The sequence below is a fragment of the Bradyrhizobium sp. USDA 3240 genome (assembly GCF_054063295.1).
The window spans coordinates 2,406,699-2,425,737 of record NZ_JBSSGD010000002.1; the positions used below are offsets into that span (position 1 = coordinate 2,406,699).

18 protein-coding genes and 1 pseudogene are annotated in these 19,039 nt (G+C 63.8%); 14 read left to right on the forward strand and 5 right to left on the reverse strand.

All coding sequences use genetic code 11. The annotated features are described in order from the left end of the window. The first annotated feature begins 166 nt into the window (after positions 1 to 166). Both ACVIGA_RS12115 and ACVIGA_RS12120 read left to right on the forward strand, forming a co-directional pair. The gene (locus ACVIGA_RS12115) at positions 167 to 1,438 is read left to right on the forward strand and encodes a cytochrome P450 (RefSeq protein WP_223977545.1); all 1,272 of its coding nucleotides are present in this window, start codon (positions 167 to 169) and stop codon (positions 1,436 to 1,438) included. Between the two features lie 30 nt (positions 1,439 to 1,468). Next, positions 1,469 to 2,743 (forward strand): cytochrome P450, encoded by a 1,275-nt coding sequence (locus tag ACVIGA_RS12120; protein ID WP_456666562.1) that lies wholly within the window; start codon positions 1,469 to 1,471, stop codon positions 2,741 to 2,743. A gap of 26 nt (positions 2,744 to 2,769) precedes the next feature. Here ACVIGA_RS12120 and ACVIGA_RS12125 read toward each other — a convergent pair whose 3' ends face one another. Further along, entirely contained in the window at positions 2,770 to 3,285 is a 516-nt protein-coding gene (locus ACVIGA_RS12125; protein WP_456666563.1) for a MarR family winged helix-turn-helix transcriptional regulator, read from the reverse strand. 109 nt (positions 3,286 to 3,394) lie between these two features. Between ACVIGA_RS12125 and ACVIGA_RS12130 the strand changes: the two genes are divergently transcribed. Together ACVIGA_RS12130 and ACVIGA_RS12135 are read left to right on the forward strand one after the other, a co-directional pair. Beyond that, on the forward strand, positions 3,395 to 4,294 hold the full coding sequence (locus tag ACVIGA_RS12130) for an alpha/beta fold hydrolase (protein ID WP_456666564.1): 900 nt from the start codon (positions 3,395 to 3,397) through the stop codon (positions 4,292 to 4,294). 69 nt (positions 4,295 to 4,363) lie between these two features. Further along, a complete protein-coding gene (locus tag ACVIGA_RS12135; RefSeq protein ID WP_456666565.1) occupies positions 4,364 to 5,167 on the forward strand; it encodes an isocitrate lyase/PEP mutase family protein in 804 nt (267 codons plus the stop codon). 63 nt (positions 5,168 to 5,230) lie between these two features. Here ACVIGA_RS12135 and ACVIGA_RS12140 read toward each other — a convergent pair whose 3' ends face one another. Both ACVIGA_RS12140 and ACVIGA_RS12145 read right to left on the reverse strand, forming a co-directional pair. Next, complete coding sequence (locus tag ACVIGA_RS12140; RefSeq protein WP_456670790.1) at positions 5,231 to 6,184, reverse strand: ABC transporter substrate-binding protein; 954 nt, start codon at positions 6,182 to 6,184, stop codon at positions 5,231 to 5,233. A 168-nt stretch (positions 6,185 to 6,352) separates the two neighbouring features. After that, on the reverse strand, positions 6,353 to 8,080 hold the full coding sequence (locus ACVIGA_RS12145) for an adenylate/guanylate cyclase domain-containing protein (RefSeq protein WP_456666566.1): 1,728 nt from the start codon (positions 8,078 to 8,080) through the stop codon (positions 6,353 to 6,355). A 364-nt stretch (positions 8,081 to 8,444) separates the two neighbouring features. On the opposite strand from ACVIGA_RS12145, the gene ACVIGA_RS12150 reads away from it, so the two are divergent. Next, entirely contained in the window at positions 8,445 to 9,005 is a 561-nt protein-coding gene (locus ACVIGA_RS12150; RefSeq protein ID WP_456666567.1) for a phosphonopyruvate decarboxylase, read from the forward strand. Further along, positions 9,005 to 9,598: a thiamine pyrophosphate-dependent enzyme gene (locus ACVIGA_RS12155; protein WP_456666568.1), complete on the forward strand. Its 594-nt coding sequence runs from the start codon at positions 9,005 to 9,007 to the stop codon at positions 9,596 to 9,598. The genes ACVIGA_RS12150 and ACVIGA_RS12155 overlap by 1 nt, the downstream gene beginning before the upstream one ends. Positions 9,599 to 9,726: 128 nt before the next feature. Here ACVIGA_RS12155 and ACVIGA_RS12160 read toward each other — a convergent pair whose 3' ends face one another. Continuing rightward, positions 9,727 to 10,650 carry a LysR family transcriptional regulator gene (locus tag ACVIGA_RS12160; protein ID WP_456666569.1) on the reverse strand — a complete coding sequence of 308 codons (924 nt, stop codon included), beginning with the start codon at positions 10,648 to 10,650 and terminating at the stop codon, positions 9,727 to 9,729. A 152-nt stretch (positions 10,651 to 10,802) separates the two neighbouring features. Here ACVIGA_RS12160 and ACVIGA_RS12165 point away from each other — a divergent pair, with 152 nt between their 5' ends. The 5 genes and pseudogenes from ACVIGA_RS12165 to ACVIGA_RS12185 all read left to right on the forward strand — a co-directional run bounded on the left by ACVIGA_RS12165 (position 10,803) and on the right by ACVIGA_RS12185 (position 16,108). Further along, positions 10,803 to 11,972 carry an acyl-CoA dehydrogenase family protein gene (locus tag ACVIGA_RS12165; protein ID WP_456666570.1) on the forward strand — a complete coding sequence of 390 codons (1,170 nt, stop codon included), beginning with the start codon at positions 10,803 to 10,805 and terminating at the stop codon, positions 11,970 to 11,972. A gap of 11 nt (positions 11,973 to 11,983) precedes the next feature. Further along, a complete protein-coding gene (locus ACVIGA_RS12170; protein WP_456666571.1) occupies positions 11,984 to 13,084 on the forward strand; it encodes a CaiB/BaiF CoA transferase family protein in 1,101 nt (366 codons plus the stop codon). A gap of 27 nt (positions 13,085 to 13,111) precedes the next feature. Further along, positions 13,112 to 13,967, forward strand: a pseudogene (locus ACVIGA_RS12175) (FAS1-like dehydratase domain-containing protein). A gap of 103 nt (positions 13,968 to 14,070) precedes the next feature. Continuing rightward, positions 14,071 to 15,123 carry a histidinol-phosphate transaminase gene (hisC, locus tag ACVIGA_RS12180; RefSeq protein WP_456666572.1) on the forward strand — a complete coding sequence of 351 codons (1,053 nt, stop codon included), beginning with the start codon at positions 14,071 to 14,073 and terminating at the stop codon, positions 15,121 to 15,123. A gap of 94 nt (positions 15,124 to 15,217) precedes the next feature. Continuing rightward, a complete protein-coding gene (locus tag ACVIGA_RS12185; protein ID WP_456666573.1) occupies positions 15,218 to 16,108 on the forward strand; it encodes an MBL fold metallo-hydrolase in 891 nt (296 codons plus the stop codon). 59 nt (positions 16,109 to 16,167) lie between these two features. On the opposite strand, the gene ACVIGA_RS12190 is transcribed toward ACVIGA_RS12185, so the two are convergent. Next, positions 16,168 to 16,773: a VOC family protein gene (locus ACVIGA_RS12190; RefSeq protein ID WP_456666574.1), complete on the reverse strand. Its 606-nt coding sequence runs from the start codon at positions 16,771 to 16,773 to the stop codon at positions 16,168 to 16,170. 114 nt (positions 16,774 to 16,887) lie between these two features. On the opposite strand from ACVIGA_RS12190, the gene ACVIGA_RS12195 reads away from it, so the two are divergent. The 3 genes from ACVIGA_RS12195 (at position 16,888) to blaBJP (ending at position 18,902) form a co-directional block, all read left to right on the forward strand. After that, positions 16,888 to 17,394, forward strand: a complete 507-nt coding sequence (locus ACVIGA_RS12195) for a winged helix-turn-helix transcriptional regulator (protein ID WP_456666575.1) — start codon at positions 16,888 to 16,890, stop codon at positions 17,392 to 17,394. Positions 17,395 to 17,505: 111 nt separating this feature from the next. Further along, positions 17,506 to 17,889 carry a tautomerase family protein gene (locus ACVIGA_RS12200; RefSeq protein WP_223977514.1) on the forward strand — a complete coding sequence of 128 codons (384 nt, stop codon included), beginning with the start codon at positions 17,506 to 17,508 and terminating at the stop codon, positions 17,887 to 17,889. Positions 17,890 to 18,014: 125 nt separating this feature from the next. After that, positions 18,015 to 18,902, forward strand: coding sequence for a BJP family subclass B3 metallo-beta-lactamase (gene blaBJP, locus ACVIGA_RS12205; protein ID WP_456666576.1), 888 nt, complete (start codon positions 18,015 to 18,017; stop codon positions 18,900 to 18,902). The last annotated feature ends 137 nt before the right edge of the window (positions 18,903 to 19,039 follow it).

Genomic DNA, 19,039 nt, shown 5'->3' on the forward strand with positions numbered 1-19,039 from the left:
CCGCCCGTCCATCGCGGGAAAAGCCCGGATTCGGCCGCTTTGACCTGACATCAATGCGGCCAAATGCGCGTTGAGAGCCCTTGCGCAAACCACGGAATGAGAATGTAATTCGGTAAAACATGCCGCGCCGGCGATGCCCGGCAGCGAAACGGTTGAGGAGCCGCTCATGCACGGGACCATCGATCTGGTCGACGACACCAATCTGGATGCCGCACGCGAACGCGCCAACACGCTTCCGCTCGCGGACTACGATCCCGGCCATCCCGAGCTGTTCAAGACCGATACCTTCTGGCCGTATTTCGACCGGCTGCGCCGCGAGGATCCGGTGCATTACTGCAAGGATTCGATGTTCGGTCCGTACTGGTCGATCACCCGCTACAACGACATCATGGACATCGAGACCAACCATTCGGTGTTCTCCTCGGCCGCCTCGCTCGGCGGCATCACCATCCGCGACGTGCCGCCGGACCTGCGCCGTGAAAGCTTCATCGCGATGGACCAGCCGCGCCATTCGGCGCAGCGCAAGACCGTGGCGCCGATGTTCACGCCGACGCACCTTGACGAGCTCGCGACCAACATCCGCAACCGCTCGACCGAGTGCCTCGACAATCTGCCGCGCGGCGAGGTGTTCGACTGGGTCGACAAGGTCTCGATCGAGCTGACCACGCAGATGCTCGCGGTGCTGTTCGATTTCCCCTGGGAGGACCGCCGCAAGCTGACGCGTTGGTCCGATGTCGCGACCACCCTGCCCGGCGCCGGCGGCCTCGTCGCCACCGAGGACGAGCGGCAGGCCGAACTGATGGAATGCGCGACCTATTTCGCAAGGCTGTGGAAGGAACGAGCTGACCAGCCGCCGAAGAGCGATCTGCTCTCGATGATGGCGCACAGCGACGCCACGCGGAACATGGACCCGAAGAATTTTCTCGGCAACCTGATCCTGTTGATCGTCGGCGGCAACGACACCACGCGCAACACGCTGTCCGGCAGCATCTACGCGCTCAGCAAGCATCCGGAGCAGTACCGCAAGCTCAAGGAGAACCCGGCGCTGATCGACAGTTTCGTGCCCGAGGTGATCCGCTGGCAGACGCCGCTGGCCCATATGCGGCGCACCGCGCTCGCCGACTTCGAGTTCCGCGGCCGCCAGATCAAGAAGGGCGACAAGGTCGTGATGTGGTACGTCTCGGGCAACCGCGACGAAGAGGCGATCGAGAAGCCCTACGAGTTCCTGATCGACCGCGCCCGGCCGCGCACCCACATCTCGTTCGGCTTCGGCATCCACCGTTGCGTCGGCCTGCGCCTCGCCGAGCTGCAGCTCAAGATCATCTGGGAGGAGATCCTCAAGCGCTTCGACACGATCGAGGTGGTCGAGGAGCCGCAGCGGGTGTATTCCAGCTTCATCAAGGGCTACGAGACGCTGCCGGTGCGCATTGCCGCCTGACGCCTCGCCAGCCAACCGGGATCAAGAATCATGAACGTCCAAACCGCCATCCGTGCCGACAAGGCCGAGTTGCAGCGCCTCGCCCGCGAGGAAGCCTATGCGACGCCGCTCAAGGATTTTCACCCCGGCGCGCCGCGGCTGTTCCAGAACGACACGTTGTGGCCGTGGTTCGAGCGGCTACGCAAGGAAGAGCCGGTGCACTACTGCACCAACTCGCCGATCGAGCCCTATTGGTCTGTCGTCAAGTACAACGACATCATGCATGTCGACACCAGCCACGGCATCTTCTCCTCGGACTCCACGCTCGGCGGCATCTCGATCCGTGACGTGCCGCCCGGCTACGACTATCCGAGCTTCATCGCGATGGACCAGCCGAAGCACGCCCATCAGCGCAAGACCGTGTCGCCGATGTTCACGCCCAATCATCTCGACGAGCTGGCGAAGCTGATCCGCCAGCGTTCGGCCAGCGTGCTCGACAATCTGCCGCGCAACGAGACCTTCAATTTCGTCGAACGTGTCTCGATCGAATTGACCACCCAGATGCTGGCGACGCTGTTCGACTTCCCCTGGGAAGAGCGGCGCAAGCTGACGCGCTGGTCCGACGTTTCCACCGCGCTGCCGAAGAGCGGCATCGTCAATTCGCCGGAAGAGCGGCGGCAGGAAATGGACGAGTGCTACGCCTATTTCTCGAAGCTCTGGAACGAGCGCGTCAACTCAGCCCCGCGGAACGACCTGCTGTCGATGATGGCGCATAGCGACGCCACCCGGCACATGGACCCGGACAATCTGATGGGCAACATCATCCTGCTGATCGTCGGCGGCAACGACACCACGCGCAACACCATGAGCGGCTCGGTGCTGGCGCTGCACGAGCATCCCGACCAGTTCCAGAAGCTGAAAGAGAACCCCGCGCTGATCGACACCATGGTGCCGGAGGTGATCCGCTGGCAGACGCCGCTCGCGCATATGCGGCGCACCGCCCTTCAGGACACAGAGGTCGGCGGCAAGACGATCAGGAAGGGCGACCGCGTCGTGATGTGGTACGTCTCCGGCAACCGCGACGACGAGGTGATCGACCGTCCCGACGAGTTCATCATCGATCGCGCCCGGCCGCGCATCCATCTGTCGTTCGGCTTCGGCATTCACCGCTGCGTCGGCATGCGGCTCGCCGAGTTGCAGCTCAAGATCGTCTGGCAGGAGATGCTGAAGCGCTTCGACCGCATCGAGGTGGTCGGCGAGCCGAAGCGGGTCTATTCCAGCTTCGTCCGCGGCATCGAGAACCTGCCGGTGCGGATTCCGGGCTGAGCCTCGCCCTAGTTGCGCTAGTCCTGTCAGGTACTAGTGACCGTGCTGGCCTTGCTGGTCGGCAGCGGGCAATTGGTGCAGACCCGGTCGTCGCACATCCGGCAGATCGTGAAGCGATCCATCTCTGACGTGTCCTGCCTTGCCAGCAGTTCGCGGATCAATGTCGCGAGCTGCTTGCGTTCGGCCGGTGACAGCACGTCGAGCAGCGACGTCACGGCCGAAATCCGCGACGCCAGCAGTTCGTTCCGGGATGCAGCGCCTGATGCCGTCAGGTGCAAGGCGACCTCGCGGCCGTCCTTGCCCGGACGGCGTTCGACCAGCCGATCCGAAACCAGACGATCGACCAGCCGGACCGTTCCGGAATGCGACAGGCCGAGGATCCGCCTCAGCTTGTCATTGGTCATGCCCTGGCCATAGCCGATGACGATGAGGGCGGCAGGCGTCTCGCCGCCGCGGCCGACCACCTCGCGCGCGCCATGCTCGATCCGATCCATGACGGCGAGCGACAGCGCGCCCAGCAGATTGGCGATTCCGTTTTCCATGCCGGGAATAATATGTGCGCTGCGCACAAAAAACAACTTGACCTGATATGTGCGCTACGCACATATTTATCCGGGAGAGCAACAAACGACGAAAAAGATGGAGAGAACGATGACGATCCGAAGCGCCGCACTGGCCACGCCTGACGCCGCCAGCAGCGAGCCCACCCTGAAATACGTCCACGCCAACGGCGTGCGGTTTGCCTATCTCGAACAGGGCAGCGGACCGCTCGTCATGTTCATGCACGGCTTTCCCGACAACGCCTGGTCGTATCGCAAGCAACTGCAGGTGTTCGCGGATGCCGGGTATCGCGCGGTCGCGCCGTTCCTGCGAGGCTATGCGCCGACCGAGATTCCGGCCGACGGCATCTTCGATCCGATCGCGCTGGGCCAGGATCTCGAAGCGCTGATCGCGGCGCTCAGTGACGACGGACAAGCGTGTGTCGTCGGCATGGACTGGGGCGGCACGTCGACATTTCAGGTGCTGGCTACGGCGCCGTCGGCGATCAAGGCTGCGGTTGTCATGAACACGGCGCACCCGATCACGATCGCGAGCCTCAGGAGTGATCCCGATGCCGTTCGATCGGTCTTCCATGTCTATTTCTTTACGGTGCCCGGCGCTCACTCGGCGGTCAACATCGAGGGACTTCCCTTCGTCGACTACCTTTGGAAGTTGTGGTCGCCAGCCTTCGAGAACGACGCGCATCTCCGCTCTGTCAAGGAGACGCTCAGTTCTCCCGGCACCATGAAGGCGGCGCTGAAATATTACAACGGCCTGGTCGATGCGGGAGTTGCGGGGCGGCTGCCGATCAATGACATGCATACGCCGACGCTGACGATCTATGGCGGCAACGATCCGACAGCGCGGTATTCGCTAAAGGAAGAACCGCTCTTCAAGGGGCCCCATCAGCGCGTTGTCCTGCCCGATGTCGGACACTTCCCGCACCTCGAGCGTGAGGCCGAGGTCACCGGTCTGATCATGGACTGGTTCAAGACCCACGCCGCCGGCTGAACAGCCGTGCCGCAACCAGCCGCCACGTCACGACGTCTTTCAAATTTTCTCTGAACAGGAGTGCGCGCAATGGACGCCACGACACAGCAGCAATACGCCGAAGCGTTTCACGGTCTTCACAGGACAGGCGATCCACTGGTCCTGTTCAACGCCTGGGATGTCGCGACCGCCAAGGCGATCGCGAAGACCTCGCCGGCCATCGCGACCAGCAGCGGCGCGGTGGCGTCCGCGCTCGGCTTTGCCGACGGCGAAAATGCCCCGCTCGACATCGTGGAAGGCCTGGTCTCGCGAATGACCGCTTCGGTTTCCGTTCCGGTCTCGATCGATCTGGAGGCGGGATACGGCGACACTCCAGATGCCGCCGCGCATTCGGCGGCGAGGATCCTGAAGGCCGGCGCGATCGGCATCAATATCGAGGACGGGCTTGCCGGCGGAAAGCGGCAGCTCGTCGATCCCGAGCAGCATGCCGCGAAGATCAGGGCCGTGCGCAACGCCGCGCAGCAATCCGGAGTTCGTCTCTTCATCAATGCCCGTACCGATCCGTTTCTGCTGAAATTCGGCTCGCCGGAGCAATGCCTGGATGAAGCGGTGCGGCGCGCGAAGCTCTATGCCGATGCCGGCGCCGATGGCATCTTCGTACCGGGCTTGACCGACCTTCCGCTGATCGAGCGGCTCGTTCAGCTGACGCCGCTGCCGGTCAACATCATGGTGACGCGGGGCGTTCCCGAAATCGGCGAGCTCGCCCGCGCCGGGGTGCGCCGGGTCAGCCTTGGGCCGTGGCCGATGATGGCGGCGATGCGCGTCATCGGAGAGGCAGCCGCCGCTGTGGTCGCGAGCAAGCAGTACGGCACGTTCCTGCAGCCGAACGCGTGACACCGGACGTTGCCAGGCCGAACAGGGGCTGACCGTCCGGCCGTCCTGTTCGGCCATGGTGGCTTACTCGATCACTTCGTCTGCGCCGCTGACGACTGAAGCAGAGAATTCGCGGCCAAGCAGCTTGGCGGTCTTCAGGTTGATGACGAACTCGACCTTGGTCACCAGCTGCACTGGGAGATCGGCCGGCCTTTCGCCCTTCAGCACCCGGCCGACGTAGATGCCCGTCCGCCGATGCGACTGCATGAAATCTCCTCCGTAGCTCATCAACCCTCCGGCCATCGGGAAGTCTCGGGTTTGCGTAATTGCTGGAACGCCATATTCCATCGCGAGGTCGGCCAACCGCCTACTGCGAAACGCAAAATACGGATCGGAGGTGAAAACGAGTGCGTTTACCGACTCCTTCGCCACGGAAGCGAAAACGGATTCGAACTCATCCTCCTTGCTTGCACTCATGATCTGCAGACGGACTCCCAGGGTTTCCGCAGCGGAGCGAAGCCTCTGCAATTGTGAAGGCGCGGTTGGACTTGTCGGGTTGGCAACGACTCCCAATGTGGTCGCCGCCGGCAGGAGTTCGTGCATCAACTCGAGCCGCTTCGGCGACACGTCGACGCTCAGGCTCGAGACTCCCGTGATATTGCCTCCCGACCGCGACAGGCTGTCCACCACACCGAGTTGAACAGGATCGCCGCCCATCTCAAAGACGATTGTCTTGGTGACACCGGCGGCTTTCGCGGCGAGCGCAACCGGAGCGCCGCCGGGCGCAACCACCAGATCGACATTGCGCTCGATCAATTCGCGGGCCAATGCCGGAAGCCCTGCATATTGCCCGTTGGCCCATCGGTACTCGATCGCAACATTTTGGCCTTCGACGAAGCCAGCTTCGCGAAGTCCCTGGTGAAAGGCCCTCAGCCGGCTGCCAAACAGATCCGGCGATTCCGGGCAGAGATAGCCGATGACCGGCAAAGACGGCTTCTGCGCGTGCGAAGATGTGGTCCACGCGGCCGCACTCGCCATCATCAGAAGGAAATCACGCCGCCTGGCGCGTCCGTGCGACGTTGCTGCACTGGAATGAGCGTAACTCATGCGCTGCCAACCCGCTGCCGTTCCGCATCTGGCACAGCATATCGCACGATGCTGGGCCAGTCGTCGGCGGATTGCGCCAAGTACCCCCGGTCGCCTCGGCTAGAGCGCGCCACAGGAAATTCCAAATACCGGAATTGCCTCGTCGAAGCCCTTGATTTGTCGGCTCCCGATATCCTCCAGGGCACGCTTGTCTCTCACGCTGCCGGCGGTGCCGGCATCCATCAGGATTTCCGCATCTGCGGCAGATGCGCACAGGCGCGCCGCGAGATTTACGACGCTGCCGATGGCTGTGTAATCGAGCCGATCATCATAGCCGATCCGGCCGACGGTCGCCGGTCCGCTGGCGAGCCCAACTCCGAAGCCAACATTGTAGCCTCGCGACCGCCAACCGCCGATCAGCCCTTGCACGCGCTTCTGCATTTCGATCGCAAGGTCGACGGCTCTCAACGCAGGCTCCTCAACGGGAACGGGCGCGTTCACCAGCACCATCAGCCCGTCTCCGGAGAAGCTGATGAGCGTCGCTTCAAACTGCGCAATGACCCTGCCCAGAACCTCATAATATTCGGACAGCACGCTCATGACTTCCTCAGGTGCGACGCCCGCGGAAAACGCGGTGAACCCTCGCAAATCGCAGAACACCACGACGACATCGGTACGGCGGCCATCCAGCACGCTGTCGTCACCGGTCCGATCGACGAGATCGGCGACCTGAGGCGCGAGAAACCGCTTGAGCTTCGCGATACGCTCCTGGTGTTGCTGTGCAAGCGCAAGCTCACCGGCCATCCTGTTGAAGCTGTTTGCGAGCCGCTGAAACTCGTCTCCGGTCTGAATCGAAATGCGGTGCTCGAAGGACCCGGCGCCGATCCGTTCCGTCCCTTCCTCAAGCAGCTTGATCGGCTCCGTCATCCGGTGCGCAAACGCATAGGCGAGAAGTCCTGCGAATATGGTACTGCCTGCGAGAAGCACTGTGGTCCGCCGCAACGCGGCGTAGATCGGGGCGTAGGCCTCGGAGAGCGGCTGTGCCACCACAACGGTCCAATCGGGCCCCGCCACAGGAGCCTCACTGGCAGCAACTTGACGCCCCTGTGCGTCACGGCTCGTTGCAAAACCGGCTCTGGGGCCGATCGCGTCGCGTATGGCGCGAAATGGCTGCGAAGTCGTCTCCTCCACGCCGCGGAGGACGAGGCTGATGTCAGGATGGGCGATGAGACGGCCCGGCCGGTCCAGGACAAAGGCAAGGCCGGTCTCTCCGACCTTGATCGCCGAGACAACATCCCAGATCAGCTTGAGATTGACTTCGGCGATGACTGCGCCGACCGCGGACCGGTTACCCACCAGCGCAATCGTCAAATAAGGTTCTGAGCCTCGGTTATAGCTGACATCGCTGAACCAGACCTGGCGCGCGTGAGCACCGACCAGCGCAGGTTCAGCCGAGCGGTCGGTACGGCTTTCAATGCGATTGAGGCCGACCCGCGAGACGTGGAGGCGCTCCAATCCATTGTTGTCGACGAGTGTCACGCTGACGATGGCAGGCGCCTGGCGAAACAGACGTAAGGCATCGGTCCGCCGCTCCTCGTCCACCTCGTCGGACCATGGCTGTTGGACCAGCCAGCCAAGCTGACTTGCTATGTCGGAGATGAAGTTATGAATTTCAGCGGCAGCGGACGCCGCCTGAACGCCGAGCAGTTGGTCGAGCCTCGCGCGCTGATCGCGGTAACCGAACCAGGCTTCAATCGTCCCATTGATCACAAGCGGAAACGCGACGGCCAGGAAGAGCGCGAGAAAATATTTGGGAAAGAGGCCACGAAATCGATCTCGGACAATCATGCTCCGATACCTGAAAATGCGACTGAAATATCAATAAGCCCCAAATGAAGGCTTGAAATGAAGCCTTGCCTTGCGGCCCGGCACTGCCACTATCTGCGCCCTGACACATAGGAAGCCGGGTTTAGGCTGCAATGCGGTCGTTGCCGATCCGGCCAAAAGACGCAGTTGCTCCAGCCGCCATTCGTTCACTTTGGCGTGTGCTATAGAATTCCGGCATAGCTGCGCAAGACAGATGCGAAGAGAGCCAGGTCCGTTCGCACGCTAATGCTCTTGGTGAGGACGCGCCAATGCGCGTCCCTTGTTTGACGCGTTTTCTTCACGCGAACCGATACCCCCTTCGCTCGAAAACGCTCTAGCCGAGGCCATGATGGACCAGATTGCCGCCCACCAGGACAGCGCGACCAGCCAGGACTGGCCGGTCGCGATCTACCGCACGCTGAAGGATTTTGGCGTCGCGCAGGTGTCCTACGTCCCCGACGCCGGCCATTCCAAGCTGATTAAGCTTTCGCACGCCGATGCCGACATCAAGACCACGGTGCTGACGACCGAGGAGGAAGGCGTCGCGTTGTCCGCCGGCGCCTGGCTCGGCGGCGATCGCGCGGTGCTGTTGATGCAATCGAGCGGCGTCGGCAATTGCGTCAACATGCTGTCGCTGATGGCGAGCTGCCGCTTCCCGCTGCTGACGCTGGTGACGATGCGCGGCGAATGGGCCGAGTTCAATCCCTGGCAGATCCCGATGGGCCGCGCGACGCCGCAGGCCTTCGAGATCATGGGCGCCACCGTGCTGCGGCTCGAGAACCCCGACGACACCGAAGAGGTGATCTCGGCCGCTGCCTCGCTCGCCTATGACGGCGACCAGCAGGTCGCGGTGCTGATCTCGCAACGGATGATCGGCCGCAAGAAGTGGACCAAGGAGACGCATTGATGTCAGCGCCAACAGGCACTCTCGATCGCCGCACCGCCGTGAAGGCGCTGCTCGCCGACCGCGGCGATTTGCTCGTGATCTCCGGGCTCGGCTCCTCGTCCTACGATCTGTTCGACGCCGGCGAGCACCCCGGCAATTTCTATCTCTGGGGCGCAATGGGCGGCGCCGCGATGGTCGGGCTCGGCCTCGCGCTGGCGCAGCCGAAGCGCCCGGTGCTTGTTGTCACCGGCGACGGCGAGCAGCTGATGGGCATCGGCAGCCTCTTGACCATCGCCACCAAGCAGCCCGGCAATCTCTCGATCGCTGTGCTCGACAACGGCCATTTCGGCGAGACCGGGATGCAGCTCAGCCATTCCGGCTTAGGGGCGAAGCTCGAGGTGATCGCAAGCGGCGCGGGCATCGGCAATGTCTCCGATATCGCCGACATGGCCGGCATCGAACGCTTCCGGAATAGCTTGCGCGATCTCGCTGGCGGCCCGCGGCTGGCGCGGATCCGCATCGCAGCCGGTGAAGTCGAGCGCGCCCTGCCGCCGCGCGACGGCACGTACCTGAAGAACCGCTTCCGCGGTCATCTCGGCTTCAAGGTGAGCTGAGAACGTACAATGTATGCGCCACCGTCATTGCGAGCGAAGCGAAGCAATCCATCGCGCAGCATTCGCGGACGCATGGATTGCTTCGTCGCTATCGCTCCTCGCAATGACGGAAATGGTTTCAGCCGCGCTCAGGCGAGCTGGATATCCCAGAGCCCTTCGGCGCGGCACGCGGTGACCTCGTCGCGCAGCAATTTGGCGATCAGTGTGATGGCATTCGAGCCGGGATGCTCGACCGGCGAGGCCAGCGTCAGCTCGCGCCGCGGCGCCGGCCGCGCGATCGGCGCGGTCTCCAGCCGGCCGTCGGCGACCTCGCCGCGCACCGAGGACGGCGGCAGCATGGTGTATCCGAGCCCCTCCTCCACCAGGCTCGTCAGCACCCGGAACGAATCCGCCTCGAGCTTGACGTCGAGCGTGACCTTCTTCTTCGCCGCCGCATGCTCGATCATGGCGCGGAGCCCGTGCGAATGACTTGGCAGCACCAGGCGCTGGCGCAGCAGCCATCCGATATCGACCTGCTTCTTCTGCTTCAGCCCACTGCCGCGCGGGCCGACCGCGACGATCGAGTCGCGGCCGAGGCTCTGCACCGCCAGATGCAGGTCGACCGACGGGCCGTAGATCACCGCAATATCCATCTCGCCGCGATGCAGCCACTCGATCAGATGGCCGCTGTAGCTTTCGACGATGCAGAGCGAAATGCCGGGATAGCGTTCCACCGTGCGCCGCGCCAGCCGCGCCGAGATCACGCAGCTCACCGTCGGCACCAGCCCAAGCACGACGCGCCCGGACGGCGCGCCGCCCGCGGACTGGATGTCGTCGCGGATCTGGTCGATCTGCCGCACGATACCGCCGGTGCGCGCCAGCAGCAGCCGGCCGGCATCGGTCAGCACCATGCCGCGCCCGTTGCGCGTGAACAATTCGGTGCGCAGCTCGTGCTCCAAGAGCTTGATCTGCCGGCTCAGCGCCGGCTGCGCGACCCGCAAGGTATCAGACGCCTTGCTCAGACTCCCGAGTTCCGCGACGCACGCAAAGGTCCTAAGCTGGCGGAAATCCATACTTGCCAATCCTGGAAGGCAGGTTCATACGCTATAACAAAACAGCATAGGGAGTTTACCGGGACCCCACAACAGCGGGAGTTTTCTTCACGCGAACCGGTTTCCGCTTCGCTCGAAAACGCTCTGGCGCAACCTCTCGGCAAAACGAAATCATGACCGCACACGAACAGCACACCGACGACCACACCGACATCCGCGACGCCGTCGCAAAGCTCTGCGCGCAGTTTCCCGGCGAATACTGGCGCAAGCTCGATCGCCAGATGGCTTATCCGAAGGAGTTCGTCGATGCGCTGACGGAGGCCGGCTATCTCTCGGTGCTGATCCCCGAGGAATATGGCGGCGCGGGCCTGAAACTGTCGGCTGCGGCGGCGATCCTGGAAGAGATCCAGCGTGCCGGCTGCAACGGCGGCGGCTGCCACGCCCAGATGTACACGATGGGCACCGTGCTGCGGCACGGCAACGACGCGCAGAAGGCGAAATATCTGCCGAAGGTCGCGACCGGCGAGTTGCGGCTGCAGGCGTTCGGCGTCACCGAGCCGACCAGCGGCACCGACACCTCGTCGCTGAAGACTTTTGCGCGCCGCGACGGTGATCATTACATCGTCAACGGCCAGAAGATCTGGACCAGCCGCGCCGAATATTCCGACCTGATGGTGCTGCTGGCGCGCACCACGCCGAAGGAACAGTCGAAGAAGCGCACCGACGGGCTGTCGGTGTTCATCGTCGACATGCGCGAGGTGAAGGGCAAGGGGCTGGAGATCCGCCCGATCCGCACCATGATGAACCATGCCACCACCGAAGTGTTCTTCACCGACATGAAGGTGCCGGCGGAGAATTTGATCGGCGAGGAAGGCAAGGGCTTTCGCTACATCCTCTCCGGCATGAATGCCGAGCGCATCCTGATCGCCGCCGAATGCGTCGGCGATGCCAAGTGGTTCATCCAGAAGGCGACCAACTACGCCAAGGAGCGCAGCGTGTTCGGCCGGCCGATCGGCCAGAACCAAGGCATCCAGTTTCCGATCGCGAAGGCCTACGCCTCGATGCGTGCGGCCGAATTGATGGTGAAGGAAGCGACCCGCAAATATGAAGCCGGGCTCGACTGCGGCGCCGAGGCCAACATGGCCAAGATGCTGGCGGCGGATGCGTCCTGGGAAGCGGCCAATGCCTGCGTGCAGACCCATGGCGGCTTCGGCTTCGCCGAGGAATACGACGTCGAGCGCAAGTTCCGCGAAACGCGGCTCTATCAGGTGGCGCCGATCTCGACCAATCTGATCCTGTCGTTCGTCGCCGAGCACGTGCTCGGCATGCCCCGCTCCTACTGAGTTCTCAGATCATGCTGCCGCTTGAGGGATTGACCGTCATCGCCGTCGAACAGGCCGTTGCCGCGCCGTTCTGCTCGTCACGCCTCGCCGATGCCGGCGCTCATGTCATCAAGATCGAGCGGCCCGAGGGCGATTTCGCCCGCGGCTACGACGCCGCGGCGAAGGGCCAGAGCAGCTATTTCGTCTGGCTCAACCGCGGCAAGGATTCTGCCGTGGTCGACCTCGCCACCAAGGAAGGCCGCGCGCAGCTCGAGGAGCTGATCGCCGGCGCCGACGTGCTGCTGCAGAATTTGAAGCCGGGCTCGATGGACAAGCTCGGCTTCTCGCGCGAGCGGTTGCGCAAGGAATATCCAAAGCTGATCATGTGCACGATCACGGGCTATGGCGACACCGGCCCGTACGCCGACCGCAAGGCCTATGACCTCTTGATCCAGGCCGAGAGCGGCCTCGCCTCGATCACCGGCGGTCCCGAGGGTGCCTCGCGCGTCGGCATGTCGATCGTCGATGTCGCGACCGGCGCCACCGCGCATGCGTCCATTCTCGAGGCGCTGATCGGCCGCGGCCGCACCGGCCAGGGCGCCGATATCCGGATCTCGATGTTCGACGTGATGGCCGATTGGCTCACCGTGCCGCTGCTCAATGCCGAGGACGGCAAGTCGCCCAAACGCATCGGCCTCGCCCATCCCTCGATCGCGCCTTACGGCGTGTTCCGCTCGAAGGACGGCAAGGAGATCCTGATCTCGATCCAGAGCGAGCGCGAGTGGAAGACGCTGTGCGCCAAGGTGCTGGGCCAGCCCGGCCTGCCCGACGATTCGCGCTTCGCCAATATGGTCGAGCGCGTGCGCAACCGCGCGGTTACGGACCAGATCGTCAGCGACAGTTTTGGCAGGCTCACGCGCAAGGACTTGCTGGCGAAGCTCGCCGAGGCCGACATCGCCTTCGCCGAGGTCAACAGCATGGACGACCTCGCCGGGCATCCGCATCTGCGCCGCATCGAGGTCGACACGCCGAACGGCAAGGTCAGCTATCCGGCGCCGGCCGCGATCGTGGTCGGCGAGAACAGGCACTACGGCAAGGTGCCCGCGATCGGCGAGCGCATCAAACGATCCTGAGATCCCTCCTGCCCGGACAACCCAGTCATGACCGATAAACTCGACCTCGATCATCTCCGCCAGTGGATCGGCAAGACCACGGAGGCCTCGGACGTCGTCACCAAGTATCTCGTGATGGGACTGCGCGGGACGCTGTTCCAGGAGATCGGCGAGCCGAAGGCCGGCGACGCCGCGCCGTGGACCACACATTGGTGCCTGGCGCAGCCCGGTGTTTCCGATGTCGCAGCTTGGCCCCGACGGCCACCCGACCCGCGGCGGCTTCCTGCCGCCGGTGCCGCTGCCGCGCCGGATGTGGGCCGGCGGCGAGCTCGAATTCTTCGACGCGCTGCGCATCGGCGATGAAGCCAAACGCAGCTCGAAGATCGCCGACGTCACGGTGAAATCCGGCTCGACCGGCACGCTGTGCTTCGTCTCGGTCAATCACGAGGTGACGACCTCGCGCGGGCTTGCGGTCCGCGAGCGGCAGGACATCGTCTATCGCGAGATGACGACCACGCAGAGTTCGGCGCCGGCCAAGGCACCGCCGCCTCCCCCGGTCGCGCAGCATCGCGAGAGCCACGTCTCCGATCCCGTGCTGCTGTTTCGTTATTCGGCGCTGACCTTCAACGGCCATCGCATCCATTACGATCGCGACTACGTCACCAAGGTCGAGGGCTATCCGGGCCTGATCTTCCACGGCCCGCTGCAGGCCTCCTTCATCGTCGAGCTCGCCGCGAAACTCCGTGGCGGCAAGCCGCCGAAGAAGCTCAGCTATCGCGGTGTGCAGCCGCTGTTCGAGGGCAGCGAGTTCTCGATCAACGCCAACGACAAGGATGGCGGCCTGGAGCTGTGGACCGCGAATGCCGAGGGCCAGCCGACCATGAAGGGCACGGCGACCTGGTAAGTCGCGAGCGCGAAACACATCAGAATGCGACGGGACAACGAGGCGCTTTCATCAGCGCCTCGTTTTCCGTATTGTGATCGCATTCATCCTTGGACCTGAGATCATGAGTCGCTTCTGGAGTTCGGTCGTCCACAATCTGTCGCCCTACGTGCCCGGCGAGCAGCCGAAGATCGATGGCCTGATCAAGCTCAATACCAACGAGAATCCCTACCCGCCGTCGCCGCGCGCGGTAGCGGCGATCACGGCGACCACCGATCGGCTGCGGCTCTATCCGGACCCGCGCGCGACCGCCCTGCGCGAGGCGATCGCGGCGCGCTATGGCGTCACGGCAGACGAGGTGTTCGTCGGCAACGGTTCGGATGAGGTGCTGGCGCACGCCTTTCCGGCGCTGCTGAAGCACGACAAGCCGCTGCTGTTTCCCGACATCACCTACAGCTTCTACCCGGTCTATTGTCGCCTCTATGGTGTCGGCTACGAGACGATCCCGCTCGATGCCGCGATGCGGATCAACCTCGCCGACTATCGGCGACCCGGCAGCACCATCCTGCTATGCAATCCCAACGCGCCGACCGGCATCGCGCTGCCGCGTGCCGCGATCGAGGCGCTGGTCACCGAGCATCCCGACCGTCTCGTGGTGGTCGACGAGGCCTATGTCGATTTCGGCGCCGAGAGCGCCGTGCCGCTGGTCGCGCGCCACGATAATCTCCTGGTGATCCAGACGCTCTCGAAGTCGCGCGCGCTGGCGGGCCTGCGCGTCGGCTTCGCCATCGGCCAGCGCCCGCTGATCGAGGCGCTGGAGCGCGTCAAGGACAGCTTCAACTCCTATCCGCTGGATTGCTTCGCGATCGCAGGCGCAGTCGCCGCGATCGAGGACGACGCGTGGTTTGACGAGACCCGGCACCGCATCATCGCCAGTCGCGAGGCGCTGGTCCGCGGCCTCACCGAGCTCGGCTTCGAGGTGCTGCCGTCGCACGCGAATTTCGTGTTCGCCCGCCATGGCGCCCATCGCGGCGCGGATCTCGCCGCAAAACTGCGCGAGCGCGGCGTCCTGGTTCGGCATTTCCAGAAGCCGCGGATCGAGGATTTCCTGCGCATCACGGTCGGCACGGATGACGAGTGCGGCCGCCTGATCAGCCTCCTGCGCGGCATGGTCTGAAAGCTGTCGGCAAACCACGCAACTTGCGATCGATGCTCCCAACCTGCATAGTGACCGCGCGGCAAGATGCACGGTTCTCCGGGAAGGAGTGGTCATGCGATTTGCGATCGGCGACGCCACGGTCGACGTCATCGTCGACGACGATGATTTCGGGCTTCCGCTGTCTGAATTCCTGCCCGGATACGATCGCGGCCTGATCGAGGCACATCGGAACACACTGGAGCCGGTGTTCATCGATCTCGCGCGGGACGTCGCGAAGCACGCGATCCAGAGCTTTGTGGTGCGAACCGGCGTGCGAACGCTGCTGATCGACGCCTGCATCGGAGAGCACAAGGACATCCCGGAGATCCCGGCCTGGCATCGGCGGCGCGGCAGCGACTTCCTCGATCGGTTGCATGCGTGCGGTGTCGATCCGGCCGACATCGATCTGGTGTTCTGCACCCATCTGCATGTCGATCACGTCGGCTGGAATACGCGCCAGGACAATGGCCGCTGGCGGCCGACCTTTCCCAACGCGCGCTATCTGTTCGGCCGCCGCGAGCTTGCCGACTGGATTGCGCAGCATGACGCCGGCCGCGCGCCGCCGATCCACGCCCGCGCGCTGGAGCAGAGTGTCATTCCGATCGTCGAGGCCGGCCGCGTCGATCTGGTCGACGATGGCCATGAGCTCGGTCCCGGCTTGCGGCTCGTGCCACTGCCGGGCCACACCAGCGGCCAGATGGGACTGTCGGTGGACTACCCGCAGCACCGCGCGATCTTTTGCGGCGACGCCGTGCACAATCCGGTGCAGATCTTCCAGCCCGGCCTGTCGACGTCATCCTGTACCGACCCGCAGTTGGCGTGCGAGACGCGCACGAATATCCTGGCAGAGGCCGCCGACAGCGGCCGCCTCGTCATCCCCGCCCACTTCCGCGGCTCACGCTGCGCCCATATCCGCGCGGACGGTGGCGGCTACGCGCCAGTGTTCGACGCCGGACCTCGGTGAGGCTGCGATGCGCGGCCATGTGACTTGCCACAATGATGAGGATACTCCTGTTTGACTGTTCACTCCGGCAGCGGCTTGCCGGCCTGCTCGCGGACGATGTAGTCGGCGTACCAGTCCGGCCAGTTCGCATCGTGGCCACCGGTCCGCTTCTCGTGCTCGCCATGCGCGGCCGCCGCGCGGCGGAGTGCGGCGGCGAGATCGGCTGGTGAAGAAAAATTGGTGCTGTTTCCGTCGACGCGGCCCGGCAGGCGCTGCGTGACCTGCTGGAGCAGCCAGACATTGCCGTCGGGATCGCCGAACGTCGCGAGCGAGCCGTAGCTCGGCCGCTCCGGATCGGGCCCCTTGATGCGGCCTTCCGCGCCACGGTGAAACACCTCACTGACATCGGCGCCGCGCGCAATCAGCTCGGCGCGCGCCGCTTCGATATCATTGACGATCAGGAAGCGCGGCAGCGCGGATCCCGAGCCGAGATGGATCGAGGTCGGCGAACCCGGCGGCGTCAGCTGCACCGCGCGCGAACCGTCGGCCCTGACGAAGTCGGCATCAAGCCGCCAGCCCAGGTCCTGGTAGAAGCGCTTGGCGCGGTCGACGTCCGACACCGGAATGACGACGACCTCGAGCTTCAGATCGACTTTGGCCGCTGTCGGCCCCTGTTCGGTGGTCATGGCTCGCTCCGCGATGATGAGAGACCGGGCCAAATTCGGCCCATTGCAATTGCGCTGGTGCTCGGCCATATTTACTATGAAATTCATAGTTACAAGTCCGATGAAGAAATCGTGATGACCAAAATGATAGACAACACGCCTGACCAGACGCTGTGCCCTGTCGCTCGCGCCGAAACCGTTGTGGGCGACCGCTGGACAGTACTTGTTCTGCGCGAACTATTCGCGCGGAATCATCGCTTCGAGGAGATCCAGGTGCAGTCCGGGGGCACGCCGCAGATGATCACGGCACGGCTGAAAAAGCTGGAAGCGGACGGTCTGGTGAGGCGGCGCGTCTACAACAAGCGCCCGTTGCGCCACGAGTATCACCTCACCGAGAAGGGCGAAGCGTTCTTTCCGGTGTTGATGGCGCTGCGCGCCTGGGGCGAGACCTGGTGCAAGTCACCGCGAGAAGGCCGCGCGATGAACTACACCCATCTCGTCTGCGGCAAGCCGGCCGGGCTCGGTCCGATCTGCGAGTCCTGCGGCGAGCCGGTCCGTCGCGCCGACATGGTGGGCGAGCGAACGCCCAAATATCAAAGAGAGCGCGACGCGCGATGGGAGGCCTTCAAGGCGACCCGCTGAATTCCCGACGCCGCCGGCGCAAGCGGACGAGGCGAAAGCATTCGCACCGTCGCAGCGTCTCGATCCCACGGGGCCGATCCGGCTGAGCCCCGCACAAAAACGGAGACCACCATGCCATTCGTTCGTATCGACCTGAAGCGCGGCAAGTCCGCCGAATATCGCAAGACCCTGGGCGAGATCGTCTACAAGGCGATGCGCGAGCTGATCAACGTGCCCGAAAATGACAAGTTTCAGGTCATCACCGAGCACGACCGCGGCGACCTCAACTACGCCGACAACTATCTCGGCAACAATTACAGCGACGATCTCATCTTGATCCAGATCACACTGAATGCAGGGCGCACGGTCGAGATGAAGAAGGCGTTCTACAAGCGGATCGTGGATGATTTCCAGAGCCAGCTGCAGGGACGTCCGGACGATATCTTCATCAACCTGGTCGAGGTCGCCAAGGAAAACTGGTCGTTCGGCAACGGCATCGCACAATACGCGAGCTGAACGCGGAACAGGCATGCGCCGGACAGGCAGTGGCATGTCCGGCGGCTAGCCGTCCGTGGCTTGCGATCGGCGTTGCCGACACGCATAGTGCGCTCCCACAAACAACAACAAATGGGGAGGCAACCATGAGGACGATCGCAGCCGTGCTGTGCGCACTCGCGCTGATCACAACCGGGGCGCGAGCACAGACGCTCAAGGATTTCATGGCTGTTGTCATGAAGAAATGGACTGCGCCGTTCGAACCGTACGAGCTGATCGACAATATCTATTACGTCGGCACTGACGGGATCGCGGTCTACATCATCAAGACGTCGCAAGGGCTGATCCTGATGGATACGGCGATGCAGCAGTCGACCGGCATGATCAAGGACAACATCGCGAAGCTCGGCTTCAAGGAAGGCGACATCAAGATCATCCTCAACACCCACGCCCATCTCGATCACACCGGCGGCTTTGCCGAGATCAAGCAAGAGACCGGCGCACAGCTGATCGCGGGCGAGCGCGACAAGCCGCTGCTCGAGGGCGGTTACTATCCGGGCGACGAGAACAACGCCGATCTTGCCTTTGCGCCGGTCAAGGTCGACCGCACCGTCAAGGAAGGCGACAAGGTGACGCTCGGCGACGTGACGCTGACCGCGCACACCACGCCCGGCCATTCGCCCGGCTGCACCAGCTGGGAGATGACGGTGAAAGACGGCAGCCAGCAGCGCAATGTGCTGTTCTTCTGCAGCGGGACAGTGGCGCTGAACCGGCTGGTCGGCCGCCCGACCTATTCTGGTATCGTCGACGACTACCGCTCGACCTTCGCCAAGGTCAAGGCGATGAAGGTCGACGTGCTGCTCGGACCGCATCCGGAGGTCTACGACATGCAGGCCAAGCGCGCGGAGATGAAGGACGGCGCGCCGAACCCGTTCGTCAAGCCGGGCGAAAACGCCACCTATGTGGCGGGGCTGGAGCAGGATTTCGACAAGCAGCTCGCCAAGCAGACCGCCGCACTGCAGAAGGCGAATTAGAGGGTACGGCAAAAGGTCGTACCGTCATCCTGAGGAGCCGCGAAGCGGCGTCTCGAAGGATAAACGGCCCGGCCGGTGGCCGTGCATCCTTCGAGACGCGCTACGCGCTCCTCAGGATGACGGGATAGCCGCCCACG